Annotated in this window: 19 protein-coding genes and 2 pseudogenes; 11 read left to right on the top strand and 10 right to left on the bottom strand. The window is 59.9% G+C overall.

The window, feature by feature from the left end:
* Nucleotides 1-164: 164 nt before the first annotated feature.
* Complete coding sequence (locus ACIU1A_RS17655) at nt 165-422, top strand: hypothetical protein (protein WP_404924803.1); 258 nt, start codon at nt 165-167, stop codon at nt 420-422.
* A gap of 216 nt (nt 423-638) precedes the next feature.
* Here ACIU1A_RS17655 and ACIU1A_RS17650 read toward each other — a convergent pair whose 3' ends face one another.
* The 3 genes from ACIU1A_RS17650 to ACIU1A_RS17640 form a co-directional block, all read right to left on the bottom strand.
* Nucleotides 639-1,259, bottom strand: a complete 621-nt coding sequence (locus tag ACIU1A_RS17650) for a Tim44/TimA family putative adaptor protein (RefSeq protein ID WP_140657152.1) — start codon at nt 1,257-1,259, stop codon at nt 639-641.
* A 56-nt stretch (nt 1,260-1,315) separates the two neighbouring features.
* Nucleotides 1,316-2,911, bottom strand: a complete 1,596-nt coding sequence (gene ctaD / locus ACIU1A_RS17645) for a cytochrome c oxidase subunit I (RefSeq protein ID WP_404924802.1) — start codon at nt 2,909-2,911, stop codon at nt 1,316-1,318.
* A gap of 102 nt (nt 2,912-3,013) precedes the next feature.
* The gene (locus ACIU1A_RS17640; protein WP_404924801.1) at nt 3,014-3,688 is read right to left on the bottom strand and encodes a 5-formyltetrahydrofolate cyclo-ligase; all 675 of its coding nucleotides are present in this window, start codon (nt 3,686-3,688) and stop codon (nt 3,014-3,016) included.
* Nucleotides 3,689-3,714: 26 nt separating this feature from the next.
* Here ACIU1A_RS17640 and ACIU1A_RS17635 point away from each other — a divergent pair, with 26 nt between their 5' ends.
* Both ACIU1A_RS17635 and ACIU1A_RS17630 read left to right on the top strand, forming a co-directional pair.
* Nucleotides 3,715-4,647, top strand: coding sequence for a LysR family transcriptional regulator (locus ACIU1A_RS17635; protein WP_246680514.1), 933 nt, complete (start codon nt 3,715-3,717; stop codon nt 4,645-4,647).
* Between the two features lie 71 nt (nt 4,648-4,718).
* The gene (locus ACIU1A_RS17630; RefSeq protein ID WP_404924800.1) at nt 4,719-5,282 is read left to right on the top strand and encodes a DUF488 family protein; all 564 of its coding nucleotides are present in this window, start codon (nt 4,719-4,721) and stop codon (nt 5,280-5,282) included.
* On the opposite strand, the gene ACIU1A_RS17625 is transcribed toward ACIU1A_RS17630, so the two are convergent.
* From ACIU1A_RS17625 to ACIU1A_RS17610, 4 genes are all read right to left on the bottom strand, one after another.
* Nucleotides 5,237-5,830, bottom strand: a complete 594-nt coding sequence (locus ACIU1A_RS17625; RefSeq protein WP_404924799.1) for a nucleoside-diphosphate kinase — start codon at nt 5,828-5,830, stop codon at nt 5,237-5,239. The two genes, ACIU1A_RS17630 and ACIU1A_RS17625, sit on opposite strands and share 46 nt — an antisense overlap.
* Nucleotides 5,831-5,992: 162 nt before the next feature.
* Entirely contained in the window at nt 5,993-6,457 is a 465-nt protein-coding gene (gene rnk, locus ACIU1A_RS17620; RefSeq protein WP_404924798.1) for a nucleoside diphosphate kinase regulator, read from the bottom strand.
* Between the two features lie 321 nt (nt 6,458-6,778).
* Nucleotides 6,779-6,985: a hypothetical protein gene (locus tag ACIU1A_RS17615; RefSeq protein ID WP_140500693.1), complete on the bottom strand. Its 207-nt coding sequence runs from the start codon at nt 6,983-6,985 to the stop codon at nt 6,779-6,781.
* A gap of 100 nt (nt 6,986-7,085) precedes the next feature.
* Nucleotides 7,086-7,472 carry an XRE family transcriptional regulator gene (locus ACIU1A_RS17610; protein ID WP_404924796.1) on the bottom strand — a complete coding sequence of 129 codons (387 nt, stop codon included), beginning with the start codon at nt 7,470-7,472 and terminating at the stop codon, nt 7,086-7,088.
* A 453-nt stretch (nt 7,473-7,925) separates the two neighbouring features.
* On the opposite strand from ACIU1A_RS17610, the gene ACIU1A_RS17605 reads away from it, so the two are divergent.
* The 4 genes from ACIU1A_RS17605 to ACIU1A_RS17590 are packed head-to-tail and all read left to right on the top strand — an operon-like array spanning nt 7,926 to nt 11,299.
* On the top strand, nt 7,926-8,222 hold the full coding sequence (locus ACIU1A_RS17605) for a hypothetical protein (protein WP_404924795.1): 297 nt from the start codon (nt 7,926-7,928) through the stop codon (nt 8,220-8,222).
* 11 nt (nt 8,223-8,233) lie between these two features.
* Nucleotides 8,234-8,926 (top strand): CBS domain-containing protein, encoded by a 693-nt coding sequence (locus ACIU1A_RS17600; protein ID WP_140558742.1) that lies wholly within the window; start codon nt 8,234-8,236, stop codon nt 8,924-8,926.
* Nucleotides 8,927-8,936: 10 nt separating this feature from the next.
* Nucleotides 8,937-9,275 carry a ferredoxin FdxA gene (gene fdxA, locus ACIU1A_RS17595; protein ID WP_140740610.1) on the top strand — a complete coding sequence of 113 codons (339 nt, stop codon included), beginning with the start codon at nt 8,937-8,939 and terminating at the stop codon, nt 9,273-9,275.
* Nucleotides 9,276-9,280: 5 nt separating this feature from the next.
* Entirely contained in the window at nt 9,281-11,299 is a 2,019-nt protein-coding gene (locus ACIU1A_RS17590; RefSeq protein ID WP_404924794.1) for a hydantoinase/oxoprolinase N-terminal domain-containing protein, read from the top strand.
* 43 nt (nt 11,300-11,342) lie between these two features.
* On the opposite strand, the pseudogene ACIU1A_RS17585 reads toward ACIU1A_RS17590, so the two are convergent.
* The 3 genes and pseudogenes from ACIU1A_RS17585 to ACIU1A_RS17575 all read right to left on the bottom strand — a co-directional run.
* Nucleotides 11,343-11,618, bottom strand: a pseudogene (locus tag ACIU1A_RS17585) (zinc-binding dehydrogenase); the annotation flags it as partial.
* A 74-nt stretch (nt 11,619-11,692) separates the two neighbouring features.
* The gene (locus tag ACIU1A_RS17580; protein ID WP_404924793.1) at nt 11,693-12,751 is read right to left on the bottom strand and encodes an FAD-binding oxidoreductase; all 1,059 of its coding nucleotides are present in this window, start codon (nt 12,749-12,751) and stop codon (nt 11,693-11,695) included.
* Nucleotides 12,752-12,837: 86 nt separating this feature from the next.
* Nucleotides 12,838-13,695, bottom strand: a complete 858-nt coding sequence (locus tag ACIU1A_RS17575) for a LysR family transcriptional regulator (protein ID WP_140521272.1) — start codon at nt 13,693-13,695, stop codon at nt 12,838-12,840.
* A gap of 125 nt (nt 13,696-13,820) precedes the next feature.
* Between ACIU1A_RS17575 and ACIU1A_RS17570 the strand changes: the two genes are divergently transcribed.
* The 4 genes and pseudogenes from ACIU1A_RS17570 to ACIU1A_RS17555 all read left to right on the top strand — a co-directional run bounded on the left by ACIU1A_RS17570 (nt 13,821) and on the right by ACIU1A_RS17555 (nt 16,399).
* On the top strand, nt 13,821-14,903 hold the full coding sequence (locus ACIU1A_RS17570) for an amidohydrolase family protein (protein WP_140558747.1): 1,083 nt from the start codon (nt 13,821-13,823) through the stop codon (nt 14,901-14,903).
* A 9-nt stretch (nt 14,904-14,912) separates the two neighbouring features.
* Nucleotides 14,913-15,017 (top strand): annotated as a pseudogene (locus ACIU1A_RS17565) (Rieske (2Fe-2S) protein); the annotation flags it as partial.
* A 23-nt stretch (nt 15,018-15,040) separates the two neighbouring features.
* Nucleotides 15,041-15,265 (top strand): Rieske (2Fe-2S) protein, encoded by a 225-nt coding sequence (locus tag ACIU1A_RS17560; RefSeq protein WP_404927948.1) that lies wholly within the window; start codon nt 15,041-15,043, stop codon nt 15,263-15,265.
* A gap of 120 nt (nt 15,266-15,385) precedes the next feature.
* Entirely contained in the window at nt 15,386-16,399 is a 1,014-nt protein-coding gene (locus ACIU1A_RS17555) for a glycine betaine ABC transporter substrate-binding protein (protein ID WP_404924792.1), read from the top strand.
* Nucleotides 16,400-16,451: the final 52 nt, after the last annotated feature.

The raw sequence follows: 16,451 nt of genomic DNA, 5'->3' as shown, positions 1-16,451 counted from the left end.
TTTTCTCCTTGGCCAAAGCCGGCATCGTCACAGCGTCGCCCGAGGGCGCCTCTTCTGGCAATTTTCATCGTTCCACCCACCTGGTAGCCTGATCCTCCAGGCAGGACGGCCTGTCTTCGTCGCCTCGACCAACCAGGAAATTTCCGCAACAAGGTTCTTGTCGGATGGAGGATACGCGTGAAGCGAAGCGTGCGGTCACTGATGCCATGCCATTTTTGCAAATGGCTCAGGGGGTTGGTGCAATCACGATCGAAGATGCCGCGACCGATGAAACCTGGAATAGCCTGAACGATGTCGTCGCCTTCCATTCGAGCCACGGCGTAAGGGCGAAGGCTGACGTGTTTCCGGAAAGATCTGATGGTGGATCAATCGCTGATATGGCTGATGCGATGCATGCGGATCTGACCATATCCGGCGCCTGAGGCCACAGCAGGTTCAGGGAGTGGATCTTTGGCGGTGCTACCCGCTCGCGGCTTGAGAATGATCGACTGAACCGGTCATGCCGATTTGATCGTGATACACAAATCGTGGATGCACATTGTCAAAAGCTGAAATTCCGCGCGGCTCGAGCGCTCCGGGTTGACCGCCCATCTATAGTGACAAGGCTGTCAGGCAGGCATCGGATGAGCATGCACTCGTTACTCGCCTTCCGTGGCGATCAACATCCAATTGCGCTTTGTTGACGGGGTGTCACAGGCGAACGTCCACGTATCGATCACCTCAACGATCTGCTGGGGATCGCCGGCGACGATCGCATCGTTGGCCGAGCGTGTAACGCTGACCACGTCGGAAACGAAGCGAACGGCAATCTCAGCGGTGCTGTTCTCCGCAAGAGCGTCGACGACCTTTGCTTCCTTCGTGCCGATGAAGGTGAGTTGCAGCATCTCCCCCCGATCCCGGCGGCCGGCAATCGCTCGTCCGAAGATATCGAGCACTTCCGGCCCGACGAGACGCTTCAACGTTGGGATGTCGCTGTCCGCATACGCGCGCAGGATAGCTTCATAAGCCATATTGGCACCGGTCAGAAACGCGGCAAGGTCGAAAGTTGGGTCGATCTCTCGGATCGCATCCAAGCGTGTGTCCGTATAGGATATATCGTCGATACTGCCGGTTCGCTGCTCTGTCGGCGCATCGTCCTGCTTGGCCTTGTCGTTGCCCGAGCGCGGCAGAGTTTGGCCCCAACTGCCCAGCAATGCCCAATAAAACGCTATGATCGCCACGAGCAGGATCTGGTTGTTTGGATCTGTGGTTTCGTTCATGACGTTCTCCCGACAGAATGTCGAAGCAGGCGCCGGTTCGGAACCGGAGCTGAATTTCAGGCAATGCGCGGCAGCTTCTCCCATTGATGGAAGGGCGGCGGCGATGACAGTTGCCATTCCAGCGTGGTCGCCCCTTCGCCCCAAGGATTGGCGCTTGCCTGGCGTCTTCGGCTGAAGGCCTCGGCAACCGCGATGAAGAAGACGACAAGCCCGGCCGTTGAGATGTAGGAACCGATCGACGAGACGAAATTCCAGCCGGCAAAAGCATCGGGATAGTCGGCGTAACGTCGCGGCATGCCGGCCATGCCCAGAAAATGCTGCGGGAAAAAGACGAGGTTGACGCCGATGAACATCAGCCAGAAATGCAGCTTGCTGAGCGTTTCGCTGTACATATAGCCGGTCATCTTCGGGAACCAGTAGTAGAAGCCGGCGAAGATCGCGAAGACCGCCCCCAAAGACAGCACATAGTGGAAGTGAGCGATCACGAAATAAGTGTCGTGGTACACGCGGTCGATGCCGGGGTTCGCAACCATGATGCCAGTGACGCCACCGATGGTGAACAGCAGGACGAAACCGAGAGCCCACATCATGGGTGTCTTGAACTCTATCGATCCTCCCCACATGGTCGCCAGCCACGAAAACACCTTCACGCCGGTTGGAACGGCGATGACCATCGATGCGAAGGCGAAGTAGCGCTGCGTGTCGACCGACAGGCCGGTCGTATACATATGATGTGCCCAGACGACAAAGCCGATCGCGCCGATTGCCACCATTGCATAGGCCATGCCGAGATAGCCGAAGATCGGCTTCTTGGCGAAGGTGGAGATGACGTGGCTGATGATGCCGAAGCCAGGCAGGATCATGATGTAGACTTCGGGATGGCCGAAGAACCAGAACAGATGCTGGTAGAGGATCGGATCACCGCCGCCGGACGGCGAAAAGAAGGTCGTCCCGAAATTGCGATCGGTCAACAGCATGGTGACCGCGCCGGCGAGCACCGGCAGCGACATGAGAAGCATGAAGGCGGTGACCAGCATCGACCAGGCGAACAGAGGCATCTTGTGCATGGTCATGCCGGGTGCGCGCATGTTGAAGATGGTGGTGATGAAGTTGATCGCGCCGAGGATCGAGGAGGCCCCCGAAAGGTGGATGGACAGAATAACGAGGTCGACGGCGGGACCTGGCTGGCCCTCCGTCGAATAAGGCGGATAGAGCGTCCAGCCGCCGCCATGGCCGAGCGTACCGGGCGCTCCCGGAACGAACATCGAGGTGATGAAGAGGATGAATGACACCACCAGCAGCCAGAACGAGATGTTGTTCAAGCGGGGGAAAGCCATGTCGGGTGCGCCAATCATGATCGGCACCATCCAGTTGCCGAAGCCACCAATCAGCGCCGGCATGAGCACGAAAAAGATCATGACCAGCCCATGGGCACTGACGACGACATTGTAGACGCCCGGATCGCCAAATATCTGCAAACCCGGTTCCTGCAACTCCATGCGGATCAACACGGAAAGCGCCGTACCGAAGACGCCTGCCATGATCGAGAACAGCAGGTAAAGCGTCCCGATATCCTTGTGGTTGGTCGAGAACAGCCATCGGACGAGAAACCGGGGCTTGTGATCATCCAAGGTCGAGGCTGGATTGGACATGATGTGCTTCCTGCTCTCCTCTTCCGGCAGGCAAGACGGCCTCAACCATGGACGGCACCTGCGATCCGCCGTCACACGGGGCTAGGTCTTGCCTGCGCTCTTTCATTCATCCGTGACGATCGCATCCATCGGAATGTCGTGCGGCTGCGGATAGATGGTTCGGATCCTGCTACGGGCGTAACCGACGCCGACGACGAGAGGCCGCCTGGGCGCCGCGGCCAGGGTCCGGTCGAAGAAGCCGCCGCCATAACCCAGGCGATAGTTAGCCTCGTCGAAACCGACAACGGGCGCGATGACCACATCCGGTTGGACGGCAGGTCCATGAGAGGGGACAAGAATATTCCAGACTCCGCGTTCGAGCGGGTCTCCCGGCCCCCAGATGCGAAACTCCAGCGGCCAGCCTTTCTTGATGACGACTGGAAGCGCAATCCGCCCGCCGCGTTCGATCACCTTTATCGCCCAGTTGCGGAGATCGGGCTCACCGCGGAACGGCCAATAGCCGCTGACGATCCGCCCGCTCACCCGACCGACAGCCAGGTCGAGAACGGAAGCGATGCGTAAAGACCTCGCATTGCGTTCCTCGGCGTCGATGGCGAGACGCTCATCGATTAGACGCTTGCGTTCCGCCTTGCGCCATCGGCAGACATCGGGCCATGCGTCCTGAACGGCCGGCTCAGTGCCGTACCCGGGGACCAGCTGATGCATGAAGCATGGCGGAGAGGCGTATTCTCTCGTCTCCGGACAAACATCCTCCTGATCAGACATCGCACGCTCCATATCCGTTGCAGCGGAGCCCCGCCTTCGTGGACGTTGCGCTGCGTAAAACAGGAAGGCAAACGGAATTAAATGCTGTATTGATGCAAGATTATTGCACTAATGCGGGAACCAGCATGGACATCGACCGCGCGCGCACGTTTTTGGAAATCGTCCATTCCGGCAGCTTTCTGAGAGCTGCCGACCGACTCCACGTCACCCAGACCACTGTCAGCGCGCGAATACGCACGCTGGAGGAAGAGCTCGGACGTCAGCTCTTTGTCCGCAATCGCAATGGTGCGCAGTTGACGCAGGCGGGCCGGGAGTTCGAGCGGTTCGCACAGTCATTCGTGCAAATCTGGGAACGAGCACGCCACCAGCTCGCCATCCCATCAGGACGGACAAGCGTCGTTGCCCTGGGCGGGGAGCTCAGCCTGTGGAACCCGCTGCTGCTCGATTGGCTGGTCTGGATGAAGAAGGCCAGGCCGGAAATCGCCATCCAAGCCCAGGTCGGCGTGCCGGACCAGCTCCTCGAGCAGCTCAGGACTGGCGTTCTGGATATCGCGGTGCTCTATGCGCCGAAGCTGCTGCCAGGCTTCAGGGTGGAGCTGCTCGTTGAGGAACAACTCGTCCTGGTTCGGAGCACGGACAGAGACTCGGAGTTGGACGCCTCGAGGGACTATGTCTATGTCGATTGGGGGCCGCTGTTTGCCGCCCAGCATGGTGCCAGTTCCTCAGCCTTCGGCGAGCCGGGATTGATGGTCGGCCTTGGTCCGCTTGGGCTGAGCTACATTCTGCGCGCCGGCGGAATGGGCTATTTCCGTAGGGGCGCGGCAGCGCCCCATATCGAGGCCGGGCAGTTGGAGGTCGTGGAGGGCGCGCCGGAATTCACCTATCCGGCCTATGCAGTCTATCCGGATGCAAGCGCGTCGCGAACCGACGTACAGGAGGCGCTACGTGGACTGAAGCAGGTGGTGAAATGACCGCGTTCTTTCAGTTCCAAATCGCTGATCATGCGGCCGGAAAGAAATCCATCGCCATGGATTGATCGAACATGCCTTATCCGTTCCACACCATCGGTCACTCGACCCGATCGATCGCCGAATTCGTAGCCCTGTTGCGGGTTGGCGAGATTACCCTCGTGGTCGACATAAGGACCATCCGGCGATCGCGGGCGAATCCGCAATTCAACAGCGAAACGCTGCCGGACAGCCTTGCGGATTTCGCGATCGGATATGAGCATATTGCCGAGCTTGGCGGCCTGCGCGGCAAGGCGCACGCCATTCCACCGACGCTCAATGCATTCTGGATCAACCAGAGTTTTCACAACTACGCCGATTACGCGCTGTCAGCGGAGTTTCATGGCGGTCTGGAGCGGCTTATGTCCCTTGGCAGGCAGCAGCGGTGCGCCATCATGTGCTCGGAAACGCTTTGGTGGCGTTGCCACAGAAGAATCGTCGCGGACTATCTGATCAGTCGTGGCGAGTCCGTTTTTCATCTGATGGGCCATGACAAGGTCGAGCCGGCGAAGCTCACCGACGGTGTGGAGGCAAGGCTCGACGGAACGCTTGTCTATCCGCCTTCACAGCTTGGGATAGTCGAGATCTCAGGCGGCTGACGGACCCGGGTCGTCGAACCCGTCGTTGAAAGCCGCCATGACTTGCTTTGCCGCTTTGTCTTGCGCCTCATCGGAACGATGGACGACCCGCAGAACCGGTCCGTCCGGTCGCCACGAGCCCGGCGCAGCACCCCCGCCAGCTTCAGTCTCTCGCGCCTTGCCGCTTCCGGCTGATAGACCACTTCATGCACAGCCAGCGTTTCATGGCCGCCCTGCGCGGTCGGAATGGACATGGACTGACCTTCGGCCAGACCAAGCAGCGCCAGGCCGCGCGGGTTGGTGATCGGCAAAAGCATGCCAACCAGGCCGCGCATCTCGTCATGTGCGACGATGCGGGTCTCGGCAGGGCCGTCGTTTACACGATAGGTCACTCGGGTGCTGAGCGTCACGACCGTTGGCGGAATGTCTTCTCGAAACATCACGATTGCGCTCGAAATCTTCCGTTGAAGGACAACGGACAAGGCATCGCCGCGGGGATGGCGCTCTTGCATCACTTCAAGAATCGTGAAGTCCTTGGTGGTCAGTTGGCAGCTATCGATAGTGGGCATGGTGCGTCTCCAAGACGGACCCGTGAAAGGGTTCCGGCGTCAAGCATTTGATCGGATGTGGAAGCTACCCCCTGTGCCGGACCAGGACAGGCCGGCGCAGGGGTCACACTCCCGCGATCAGGCTGCCTGCGTGATTGAGGAGACGGATGGAAACGCCCATGTCTAGGCGTCTGCCGGGATCGCCGAAGACGCTGGTGCGCGCCGATCGACTGCATCGCCTTCCGCAGCGGGTTGGCCTACGGCAAGCACCGACAGTTTGTGCCGGCGCCCATCGCGCGCGGTCCACATGATCGACTGTTCGGCCGAGAGGCCGATCAGGGCCGTGCCGATCGGCGTGAGGACTGAAACCTTGCCTTCGGAGATATCCGCGTCGCCAGGAAAAACCAGCGTGACTGTCTTGGCATTGCCAGTATCGGGCTTGAATGTCACCGTCGAACCCATCTGGACGGTGCTGGCGGAGACCGAACCATCGGCGACTATACGTGCCCGCTCGAGTTCGGCGAGCAGTTCATCGGAGGCCTCCGGATTGCGCGCGGCCACGGTGCTCGCAACCGCCGACAGACGCGCATGGTCTGACTGTGAGATGCGGATGTTCGGCTTGCGCCGGGTTTTCGTGTTGTCTTGCATTTGAATACTCATGCTTCCGCTCGGACCAGCCGCCCAGGGAGGATGCCGGAATCGAGCCAATTTGTGAAAATCTTGATGGAACGCCAATGCTCCGGAGGCCTGAGGCCCTGCGGAACCATCCCATGTGGGTAAACGCACCGCCCCTCGGCTCGGGGCGCGCATGGCAGCCGAGCCGGGGGCTACATTCCCGCTATGGGGCAAACCCGAAAAAGAAAATCGCGACGAATTCTGACTGCGGCGTTCATAGGACCATAGTTGGTGAAGCAATCTGGGAAGTCAAGTCAGCCACCTCGGTGCAGTTTGGCGGGTATCAATCCTAAACTAGTCAGAGCGGGCGCCAAGCAACGTTCTTATCACCAGCTCTCTTCCGGCCCGGTTTATCCCGGTCCCGCTGGGTCTTTCTTCAGCCAGCCCGAGAAAGACAAGACGTTCGGCCAAGGCTTTCGATAGAGATGGGTAGGGTCCGCGGTTCATTCGCTTGAGTGCCGTCTGCTCCTCCTTGGTGAGATCGTCCCAGATAACTGTCATGAGAGCCATCTCCCTTGTGTGCACTATCAAGCCGATGCCGATCCTGGATTGTCCAGCGACGGGTTGCGACCATGAATTCATTGGGCCCCGAAGGTCTTGCTTATGGAACGGCATCTGTTCCGACAATGCCGCCTTCATTCTCCAGAACGCCGATCCGCTTGACTTCCGAGCGGTTGAGCTTCAGGCGAACGCCAATACCGCCGCCGTTCTCGGCAATGAAAACGGCGCCGGCGCTTTCAAGCGCGGTTTGCAGCGTGTCGCAGATATCTCGGTCAGGAAGGTTGATCCGGCGCTCGAATTCTTCGATGACCAGCGCGTCCACGCCTGAATTGCCGGCGAGCTTTTCACGGGTCCATTCGACCAGTGCGCGAGCGGCACGGCATTGAGCACCAGTGATCATCCTAAAATCTCCTTCTGGATCGCTTTTGGGATCGAAATTGCCGCCTGCTGAAAGCCGGGACACTGCGGGTGCGACGGCCGCGCCCATAAAAAATGCATATCGAATCCGAAAAGGAAAGGGCTGCGTCCCTCACCGCGATCGAAATCATGGTGCAAAATAATTATGCTAAAGCGGCAATAAATTTCGTTTGTCTTGCAGATAAGGATGAGTGAAGCTCGTGCGTAGCGAAACGACAGATTGGGTGCCAGCCAGCAGGTCTCAACCCTAGGGGACTGTTTGGCGATATCGCGCGAAGGGCACCTTGGGCTCGGCAATGACAATAATGGACAGGCTTGAACACGATTTCGGCAGGATCCTTTCTGGCCCGGACATTCGGCGTCATGTCGTCGGTCGAATGGTATCTGCCAATCGCCCTGACGCAGATGACGGCATCCCGATCGCACCCGTGGATGACAATGCTCTCAAAACCGGCTGCGCGAGGAACTGCTCCTGCAAGCACGGACCCGGCTGCCGATCACCTATGCAAAACTGGCCGAGAGCATGGTTGGTTCGGACGCAACAGGCGTGATCCGGGGTGCACTCGAACAACTGATGGACGACGATGCGGACGAAGGCCTGCCATTGCTTGCGGCTGTTGCCGTGAACGCGCTCGATCCTGGCTTGCCCGCTCCCTGGTTCTTCCACAAAGCCGAGGACATGGGGCTGTTCGCTGGCGATCCGGCCGATCTGGAAGCTTACGCTTTCCATGCAAGGGAGTTTTGTCGCGCGATCCATCTCCATGCTGGCAACGGGCAAGGAACGACCTTGCCGCCGGTACTGCCGTCTGCAGGCCGGTGAAGGAGAACGAAATGCTGATCGCCAAGGACGTCATGACGTCGCCGGCCATCGCGGTAGGGCCTGACAGTACGGTGGACGAGGTCGCCGATATTCTTCTGTCGCACGGGATCAGCGCCGTGCCGGTGATCGATCGAGGTGCGCTGCTGGGCATCGTCAGTGAAGGAGACCTGATCCGCCGGGCGGAGATCGGAACAGCACCGCAGGGTCGTTCCTGGTGGCTTCATTTATTCACCAACAACGCGGTTCAGGCGGAAGACTATGTCAAATCTCATTCCGATCATGTGATCGACGTCATGACACAGCAGGTTGCGACGGTGGTCGAGAGTACGCCAGTCGCCGAGATCGCAACCCTGCTTGAGCACAATCGGATCAAGCGTGTCCCAGTGCTGCGCGACGGGCAGGTGGTTGGGATCGTCAGTCGCGCTAATCTGGTGCGAGCGCTGGTCATTGCCAGGAAAGGGTGGCGCGCTCCGGCCTTGCATGACGACAGCAGCATCAGGATGGAGATTGTCGATGCCTTGCGATCCGAATCGTGGCCCTCGAGTTCGGACGTGATCGTGAACAACGGCGTGGTCACCCTGTGGGGAACGTATCTGTCGGAGCAGGAGCGGAAAGCCTCGATCGTCCTGGCTGAAAACACCGCTGGCGTGCGGGCTATCGATGACCATCGCATTCCCTTCGATATGACCTACGGCTTGGTCTGAAGGCCACCGAATGACATTCGTGGTCACCGACAATTGCATCAAATGCAAATACATGGACTGCGTGGAAGTCTGCCCGGTGGACTGCTTCTACGAAGGCGAGAACATGCTCGTCATCCATCCCGATGAATGCATCGACTGCGGCGTCTGCGAGCCGGAATGCCCGGCGAAGGCCATTTTTCCCGATACCGAGCCTGGTCTCGACGATTGGCTCGCGCTGAACGCCGAGTATGCGTCTGTGTGGCCCAATATTGCGATCAAGCGCGATCCACCCGCCGACGCCAAGGCGTTCGACGGCGAAGCGGACAAGCTCGCGAAATATTTTTCGCCGGAACCTGGGTCGGGTGACTGATCAAAATGAACGCATGTGCGCACCAGCCGTCGCCACTTTATCTGGGCATCGACACTGGCGGCACGTACACCGATGCCGTGCTGTGGTCGGAATCCACAGGCATCGTGGCCAAGGCCAAGTCGCTGACCACGCGACACGATCTTGCCGAGGGCATCGCCGGCGCCGCAGACGCTGTTTTGTCCGAGGCAGTCATCGAGCCCAGCGCGATCAAGCTCGTCTCGATGTCGACCACGCTGGCCACCAACGCCCTCGTCGAAGGGCAGGGCGGGCGGGTCGCGCTGGTGATGATCGGCTTCACTGAAGCCGACCTTGCCCGGAACGGATTGTCAAAAGCCCTCGGCTCCGATCCCGTGATCTTTTGCCCGGGCGGACATGACGTCCACGGAGATCCGCGTGAGCTGGTGCTCGACGCTCTCGTGGCTGCGCTGCCGTTTCTCGCCGACACGGTTTCAGGCGTCGCCGTGGCCTCCTATTTTGCCGTTCGCAATCCCGAACACGAAATCGCGGTACGTGACGTCATCCGCGAGCGCATCGGGCTCCCGGTGACCTGTTCGCATGAACTGTCGTCGAAACTCGGCGGCCCGCGTCGGGCGCTGACCACGCTTCTCAACGCGCGGTTGATCTCGATGATCGATCGCCTTGTCGACGCCACCGAGGGCTTTCTGAAAAGCCGCGGGATCGTCGCTCCGCTCACGGTCGTGCGCGGAGACGGCGCGCTCATTACCGCTGAATTCGCCCGCGCACGGCCGATCGAGACCATCCTATCAGGACCAGCGGCAAGCCTGGTGGGGGCGCGGTACATGACCGGCATCGATGATGCGGTGGTGTCCGACATAGGCGGCACTACCACGGACATCGCAGTTCTGGATGGTGGCCGCCTGCGGCTCGATCCGGAAGGCGCCACCGTCGGCGGAATGCGAACCATGGTGGAAGCCGTGGCCATGCGCACCTTTGGCCTCGGCGGAGATTCGGAAGTCTCGCTTCATGAGCAGTCGTTGGCTTCGACGGTCGTGCTCGGGCCCCGGCGGCTGGTACCGCTGGCGCTCGCCGCGGTGAAACACGGCGATGCCATATACAAAGGTCTCAAGCGGCAATTGCTCAGTCCCAACACCAGCCGGCTGGACGGCCGCTTCGCATTGCGCACAGGTGTGCCCGAACGTCTAGCCGCAGGCCTGACCGTTACCGAGACGCGGCTCTATGCTGACATTTCGGCAATTCCCGCCGCGCTCGACCGGCTGCTCGTATCGACGTCACAGGTCGCGACGCTCAATCGCCTCGTCGCACGTGGCCTGGTGCATATCGCGGGCTTCACGCCATCCGACGCGGCCCACGTGCTCGGCCGGCAAGGGAATTGGGACCCTGTCGCGGCTCGACTGGGCGCCGAATTGTTCTCACGCAAGCGCGACGGCCAGGGGCATCGTGTCGCCAAAGGCGCAGAAGCGTTTTCCGAGATGGTTCTTGCCGCCGTCACCCGGCGTTCTGCCGAAGTAATTCTTGAATCGGTATTTGCCGAGGACGGGCTGGAGGGCGGCGTCTCCGTTGCCAACCCGCTGGTTCAGCGGGCGGTTGGCGGGCGAGGCGGCATGGCGCGGCTGTCGATCGCGCTCGACCGGCCGGTGATCGGCCTCGGGGCGTCGGCTTCGCTGCACTTTGCCGGGCTGCCGCAATTGATCGGCAATGAATGCAGCATTGCCGAACACGCCGATGTCGCAAATGCGTTGGGCGCCGTGGTTGGACAGGTGCGAATGTCAGCGGAAGCGCGCGTCAGCCAACCGGAGATCGGGCTTTTCCGTCTCAATTCCGGCGAGCGGCTGGACGACTATGATACCGAGGACGAGGCGATGGCCGCAGCCGAAGCCCACATTCGAGTCTTGGCGGCAGGTCTTGCCGAGCGCGCCGGGACCGATCAGGCTCGGATCGAGATCGCACGCGACATAAGAGTTGCTACAATCGAAGGCGAGCGCAGTTTCGTGGAAGCCATCGTCGTCGCGACAGCCACCGGGCGGCCGCGAATCGCGTCGTGACATGCACGCGTTGTTGTGGTGGAGCGTTGTCGAGTGACAATGCTCTGACAGTATTTTTTCCTGAGGCGGCGATCGCCTCGTCGAGATCGCGACCTTGCCAATGTTCATCCGCAGCCCCCGTTCCGCACCTGCTGGACGATCTCGCTCAACTGGCCACGACCGGACTCGACGACGAAATCGACCGCCAAGCCATCCGCGGGCTGCGCCTCGGCTGGTCCGACGACGGTCACCAGCATACCTCGCCCCGGATCAGGGCTGCAGACCGCTTCTGGATGTTGCCACCGATGACGTCGAACACCAGATCGATGCTGCCGATGTCTTATCGGTGCCTTCCACGACAATATCGGTACTGAATTGCTTTGTGATTTGCACGGCCGCGGTGTGCGCCTGCAGTTACAAGTCTATCGACACCGCTCCCATGGGATGAGTGCAGCAGGCGAGCACATATCCGGCGTCCTTCTCCTGTGCGCTGAGTCCGCCGAAATCAGCCATTTCCACGTCGCCGCTGACCTTCAGCACACGACAGGTCCCACAAATCCCTTGCTGGCAAGCGCTTGGCAGGTACAGACCAACGCTTCGAGCGATTTCGAGCAGGGTCTGTGTCGAACGGCATTTGTGGGTGACACCTGTGCGAGCAAAACGCACGGAAGCGGCCTGGGCTGTTTGCAACACCGGTGCAGGCTTCAGCAGGCCGCCAAAGCTCTCCTCATGGTACCGACCAGGATCCAAGCCGATGCTGTTGAGGGCGTTCCGGACTGCGTTCATGTAAGGCTCGGGCCCACAGGCATAAACGGTGCGCTCCCTAATGTCGGGAGCAAACTTCAGCAACATGGACTCACCAACCAATCCAGTTGGACCGGCCCAATTATGCACAGCTTCGGCGCAGACGACATGGACGTGAAAATTGCGATGGTCCCGTGCCAGGTTGTCGAGCTCGTCACCGAAGATGATGTCCTTCGGCGAGCGTGCGCTATGAATGAAGCAGACATCCTTGTCGGAGCCACTGTCGGCGAGCGTGCGCAGCATCGACATCACCGGTGTTATGCCGCTGCCGCCGGAGAGGAAAAGCGGCCGGTCGCTCCGCAGGTCATCCCAGTTGAAGCTGCCGGACGGGCCGTCGATCTCTATTTCGCTTCCCTGTTCGAGATTGTCATGCAGCCAATTGGAAGCGAGGCCGCCGGGGACGCGCTTGACGGTTATCCTGAGGTCTCCCACCCGGGTTGGCGGCGAAGAGATCGAGTAAGTCCGGACGGCCGGAGCGCCGTCGATCACGAGGTTCAGAGTGATAAACTGCCCGGCTTTGAACTGGCCGGCCTGCCCGCGCTTTGGACAAAAGACGAAGGTCTTCACGTCGTGCGTCTCCTGAACGATGCCGCGACAGATCAGCGTGTGACGTCCGCTGACGCGGTCGGATCGGCAGGAGGGAGCGAAAGAAACGAGGGCGTTCATCATCTGGCTCCCATTAAGGGGCCAAGAATGCCAGCAGGCCTACGTTCGATACAGGAGGAACCTCAAGCATCTATGATCGACAATATCGATCAACCTTCCAGCGACATGACCGCAAGATGAAGCGCGCGAATGCCTTTCTTTATGATTGGCTCATGCCGGCGTCGCGCGAGAATTGCGGTGTAGACGGGCTGATGCAGAGTTGGAGCACCTTCCACAATGTGGGAGGGTTGCTCGGCGGCGAAGCGACGCGCATCGTCGGCGCGCATGTAGCAGGTGCCGCCTGCGCGCCTCAGCATATTGTCGGCCAGCGTTTCGGAGCCCATCGAAAGCCGGCACGCAGTCAGATTTGGCAACGCCTCGGCATGAGCCTTCTCGAGCGCAACGGTGTAACCCGGCCGGATGTAATTGTCCGGGCTTACATCGCTAAGCCGGCGTGCCTTGGTCGAGACCATTGTATATTCCTCGACCATCAGTTGGTCATATGTGATCTCGGGCAGGTAGCGTGGAGCATAAACAACAGCAATATCGAGGTTTCCCAGGCTCAGATCAGATATCATCTGCGGCGAGTAGTCGGATTCGACATGGATCGAGGACCGCGGCAAGACTTGCAGCAGCATTTCCAACCAACCCGGCAGGATCGAGCGGGTCATTCCAACCTGGGCAGCGACCCGAAGGCTGCCTTCGAATCTGTTAAAGGCGCGCACGTCGTGACGGGCCTGGGACCAGGTCGACAGCATTGACCGCGCGTAAACCTCAAACCGCCGCCCTGCCGCGGTCGGCTCGGCACCGGCGCGGCCGCGATGGAAGAGTTCGGACCCCACGGCGGCCTCCAGGTTCTTGACACGGGTGCTGACCGTCGATTGCGTCAGTCCGAGGCGCTCCGCCGACCGGTTGAAGTTTCGCGATTCAATGATGTCGAGAAACGTCTCTATTTGTTCCAACTGCATAGGCGAGCCATCGATTTTTGCGATCGTATCTAGCTGTTCATACGCTTGATCCGTGCACTATCAAAGCGGAAGTTCGGTGCAGAAGCCACGGTCTGTGACGGCCGCATCAAAGGAAGAGGGGAAAAGTGTTCATAGTCGATTGCGATTGCCACAACTATTGGTCCAACGCGACGGTGCTGGAGCCCTACCTGTCCGGTGTCTGGAAAGACATGTTCATCGAGGGCGAGAAGACCGGCCCGGTCGGCGCTTTTCCGCACGGCCATCGCCCCTGGTTTCATCCGCAGGATTTCTCCCGCAAGGATGTGCGACCGAAGGTGGAGGCGGACAACTACCTGATCATGAAGGAGAAGCACCTCGATAAATACAATGTCGGAGTGGCAATCCTAACTGGCGACGAGCCCATCGAAGCGTCGACACTGGCAAATCCCTATTACGCTAGCGCGCTGGTAAGCGCCTACAACGACTACCAGATCAATGAATGGCTGCCGAAAGACAGCCGCTTCATGGGCTCCATCATCATCGCACCGCAAGACCCGCGCCTTGCGGCGGCGGAGATCCGGCGCCTCGGCGCGCATCCCCGGATGGCGCAAGTTCTGGCCTCCCAAGGCTCTGTGCGGCCGTATGGCGACCCGTTCTATCACCCGATCTTCGAGGCCTGTGCCGAGGTCGGTTTGCCGTTCGCCATACATCTTGGTGGACATGGCGGCATCAACTGGAACGCTGTCGCGCCAGCGCCCACCACTTTCTTCTGGGAGACCCATGCGATCCTGCACATGTCGGCCATGTCGCATGTGGCAAGCATGATTGCCCATGGCGTTTTTGAGAAATGGCCGGACCTCTACTTCGTGATCATCGAGTGCGGCGTCGCCTGGGTCCCGTCGGTCCTGTGGCGCCTGGATGCCGACTACAAAGCACTGCGAAAAGAGACGCCATGGCTGAAAATGCTGCCGTCGGAATATTGCCGGCGTAACATACGTTTCTCCACCCAACCGCTGGAGCAGCCTTCGAATGTCAACCACCTCTGGGCGATCCTGGAGGCCATGGACGGGGAGCACACGCTGCTGTTTGCGTCCGACTACCCCCATTGGGACTACGATGACGTCAACACTTTGCACATCCCGCCGGAATGGCGCCGCAAGGTGCTCGGCCAGAATGCGCTAGACGTTTACAAGCGCATTCCCCGCCCGCAAGCCGCTGCTGCAGCGTGACGACCTGACATGGCTGAGAAGACGTATATTTGTCGCGCCGACGAGATCCAGGTCGGAACGCCGTTCATCGCCAAGGTGCGCAGCCTGTCGATCGGCGTGTTCCGGATCGGCGATAGTTTCCATGCGCTGCTGAATGTATGCCCGCATCGAGGGGCCCCCTTTGTGAGGGACCGCAATGCGGAACGACTGCTCCCGTCGAGCGAGCCGAATTCATCTATCACCGTGAGAATGAAATCGTTCGCTGTGCCTGGCACGGGTGGGAATTCGACATCAGGTCGGGCGCAGCATTGGTCAACCCGTCCGTTCGCGCGAGGACGTTCCCAGTCTCCGTCGAGGCAGGGAGCATATACGTGACGGCCTGAGCATGGAGACACCCTCTACCTACAGAGCGGGTATCGGAATCTCAACGACCGCCTAATGCGCTTCATCGTTTTTGCTAATGCGGCACAATTTGGGATGGATTGCCTGCACGTTTCGCTAACTTGACCAATAAGCTGAGAAAAATCAGCGTAACTCAACTGGGGAACGATATGAAAAACCGACTTCTTGCACCATCTCTCGGCGTTCTATTGTTGGCGCCGGTATCGTCGGCGTTCGGTGCAGACGTGACTATGCCGGATCCAAACTATGCTACCGCAACGGCGGTCATGAACGTCATCAAGAACGCGGCCGAACAGGAGCTTGGGCTCGACGTTTCCACCGTCACCACCACCGCAGTCCCAGTCATTTGGGAAGCCATGGATCGCAACAAAGGGGAGGTCGACATCTGGCCAGATGTCTGGCTGCCGAACCAGCAGGGCCTGGTAGACAAATATGTCAAAAGCGCCGGCACGGTGAAACTCGCGCAGAACGGCTACGAAGCCAAGCAAGGCTACTGCGTCACCCAGGTCACGATCGACAAATATGGCATCAAGGATGTCGCGGATCTCACCAATCCGGACAACGCCAAGATCTTCGACACCAATGGCGACGGCAAGGGCGAAATCTGGATCGGCGCGTCAGGCTGGCAGTCGACAAACATCGAAAAGGTGCGGGCCCGCGACTATGGATTCGCCGATTTCTTCGATCTCCAGGTGACCGACGAAGCGGTGGCCGCGGCATCGCTCGACCGGGCCGCGAAGGCAGACAAGCCATGGGTCGGCTACTGCTACGGCCCACACCAGAATTTCGCCCGCTACAAGCTTGCCTTTCTCACAGAACCGAAACACGACCCAGCCAAGTTCGTGATGCTGCAGCCGAGCGAGGATCCTCAATGGTTCGAAAAATCGAAAGTGTCGTCGGCATATGCTGACACCACCGTGCACATCGCCTATGCTGCTTCGCTGGCCCAGCGGCAACCGGAACTGACCGCCGCCCTGGATCGGATTACTTTCAATCCGGACGACATCAGCAAATGGGCCTATGCAATCATCGTCGACAAAAAGCCGGCAGGCGATGTGGCGAAGGAATGGATCAAAGCCCACCCCGACGACGTGGCGAAGTGGTTCGGTCATTGAAGTCCAGGGCCGGCATTGCAGGCTCTGAACCGGCCTGCACTGTTGCCCGGCC

The organism is Mesorhizobium maamorense, from assembly GCF_044998965.1.
Lineage (GTDB): Bacteria > Pseudomonadota > Alphaproteobacteria > Rhizobiales > Rhizobiaceae > Mesorhizobium.
The sequence above is the reverse complement of the archived record's forward strand: the minus strand, read 5'-3'. Positions and strand labels throughout refer to the sequence as shown.

Coding starts and splice junctions, on each gene's coding strand:
- ACIU1A_RS17630 (WP_404924800.1), top strand. CDS start 4,719: ATGCCTTATCCGTTCCACACCATCGGTCACTCGACCCGATCGATCGCC.
- ACIU1A_RS17625 (WP_404924799.1), bottom strand. CDS start 5,830: ATGCCCACTATCGATAGCTGCCAACTGACCACCAAGGACTTCACGATT.
- fdxA (WP_140740610.1), top strand. CDS start 8,937: ATGACATTCGTGGTCACCGACAATTGCATCAAATGCAAATACATGGAC.
- ACIU1A_RS17640 (WP_404924801.1), bottom strand. CDS start 3,688: ATGGAGCGTGCGATGTCTGATCAGGAGGATGTTTGTCCGGAGACGAGA.
- ACIU1A_RS17600 (WP_140558742.1), top strand. CDS start 8,234: ATGCTGATCGCCAAGGACGTCATGACGTCGCCGGCCATCGCGGTAGGG.
- ACIU1A_RS17610 (WP_404924796.1), bottom strand. CDS start 7,472: ATGGGCGCGGCCGTCGCACCCGCAGTGTCCCGGCTTTCAGCAGGCGGC.
- ACIU1A_RS17650 (WP_140657152.1), bottom strand. CDS start 1,259: ATGAACGAAACCACAGATCCAAACAACCAGATCCTGCTCGTGGCGATC.
- ACIU1A_RS17655 (WP_404924803.1), top strand. CDS start 165: ATGGAGGATACGCGTGAAGCGAAGCGTGCGGTCACTGATGCCATGCCA.
- ACIU1A_RS17615 (WP_140500693.1), bottom strand. CDS start 6,985: ATGACAGTTATCTGGGACGATCTCACCAAGGAGGAGCAGACGGCACTC.
- ctaD (WP_404924802.1), bottom strand. CDS start 2,911: ATGTCCAATCCAGCCTCGACCTTGGATGATCACAAGCCCCGGTTTCTC.
- ACIU1A_RS17560 (WP_404927948.1), top strand. CDS start 15,041: ATGCCCGCATCGAGGGGCCCCCTTTGTGAGGGACCGCAATGCGGAACG.
- ACIU1A_RS17590 (WP_404924794.1), top strand. CDS start 9,281: ATGAACGCATGTGCGCACCAGCCGTCGCCACTTTATCTGGGCATCGAC.
- ACIU1A_RS17575 (WP_140521272.1), bottom strand. CDS start 13,695: ATGCAGTTGGAACAAATAGAGACGTTTCTCGACATCATTGAATCGCGA.
- rnk (WP_404924798.1), bottom strand. CDS start 6,457: ATGCAAGACAACACGAAAACCCGGCGCAAGCCGAACATCCGCATCTCA.
- ACIU1A_RS17580 (WP_404924793.1), bottom strand. CDS start 12,751: ATGATGAACGCCCTCGTTTCTTTCGCTCCCTCCTGCCGATCCGACCGC.
- ACIU1A_RS17605 (WP_404924795.1), top strand. CDS start 7,926: ATGGTTGGTTCGGACGCAACAGGCGTGATCCGGGGTGCACTCGAACAA.